The following is a 1,174-nucleotide window of genomic DNA, read 5'->3' as shown; positions in this document are numbered from 1 at the left end:
CGTTAAGCGATGTTTTTTAAAAACATATCGGATCTTTTCCTCTAATAATTTTTCATCCTTGCCGGAGCGTTTTTTTAAAGACAATAATTCCTTTTATCCTTTGACTAGACGATTGTCTAATCCTCTAATTTTACGAGAGGCTAAGGCATTAGATTTGACCACCAACCATCTTTCTAGCCACTGATAACGCTTTTTCGTTTCGGAGTTAACCCAAATATTTCCTAATGGGACTTCAAAAGCTAATCCGATTTCTTCCGGTGGGGATTTCCCTTGCTCCTTTTCGACTATTTTAATCACTTCTGTTGGAGGATTATTCACCCAATCAGCCAACAACTTTGGACGAGGTTGACTCATCGCCAACGGAAAATAATAGATTCCTCCTTCTTCATGGATTTGAGCTCGATTTTCCCATGTTGAAGCTTTAGAATCGGCTAAATAGAGAAATTCTCTGTGCCCAATTATTTCTGTCATTTTTCGCCAAGTTGGGACATAGTCTGACTCATCTGTTCCATTTCCCGCCAATGTTGCTCCTAACAATGGCATCCCTAATGGGTCTAATGTTGCTAACATTTGCCGATATTGTCTTAAATCGGGTCGGCGATTTTTACTCTATCCAAATTGAATCAAAGACGATTTTTATTCCCTTTCTGAGATTTGATGATATACTGAAAAGCTGGTCGTATCACTTCGGCCTTTTTCGGTTGGTAATTCATAAGCTTTTACCAAATACTTTGATATCGATATGGACATCTCCGAAATTCTTTCCGGTTTACCCATTGTTTTCAATAAATCTCCACAACGGTCATCGGTAGCTTCTTTTTCGGCGATTTTCCATCCGGTTATTTTTTCTAGACTTCTATGATGCTCACATACCCATTTTTCTACACAACACATCCTATGGTCGGCTTCACTGACTATATAGGTCAGTAATAATACTGCCAATTCCCCATAACTTAAGCCTTGGCGATTTCCATGAGGGACTGGTAGATGTTGATCTATCATCGACGCTACCTTCATTTGCCTTAACCAGTAGATGATTAAAGGCAGATCATCTATTCGTTCTGAGTGAGTTTGTGTAGTTATCAATCGACTCCTCGTTGTTCAACACCCTGCTACACAAGGATTTTAACCTTTTTTGTCTACCCCATTCCTTCAATTTGAGCGAACGGTGAGT

At 39.4% G+C, this 1,174-nt stretch carries 2 protein-coding genes; both read right to left on the bottom strand.

From position 1 onward, the window contains the following. Window positions 1-93: 93 nt before the first annotated feature. Window positions 94-570 (bottom strand): hypothetical protein, encoded by a 477-nt coding sequence (locus F6K37_RS43545; RefSeq protein ID WP_287257366.1) that lies wholly within the window; start codon window positions 568-570, stop codon window positions 94-96. Between the two features lie 66 nt (window positions 571-636). Next, window positions 637-1,086, bottom strand: a complete 450-nt coding sequence (locus F6K37_RS43540) for a DUF4277 domain-containing protein (RefSeq protein WP_287257365.1) — start codon at window positions 1,084-1,086, stop codon at window positions 637-639. Window positions 1,087-1,174: the final 88 nt, after the last annotated feature.

It is taken from the genome of Moorena sp. SIO4E2 (assembly GCF_010671945.1).
Lineage (GTDB): Bacteria > Cyanobacteriota > Cyanobacteriia > Cyanobacteriales > Coleofasciculaceae > Moorena > Moorena producens.
Note: the sequence above shows the minus strand (reverse complement) of the source record. Positions and strands in the feature narration are given on the sequence as shown.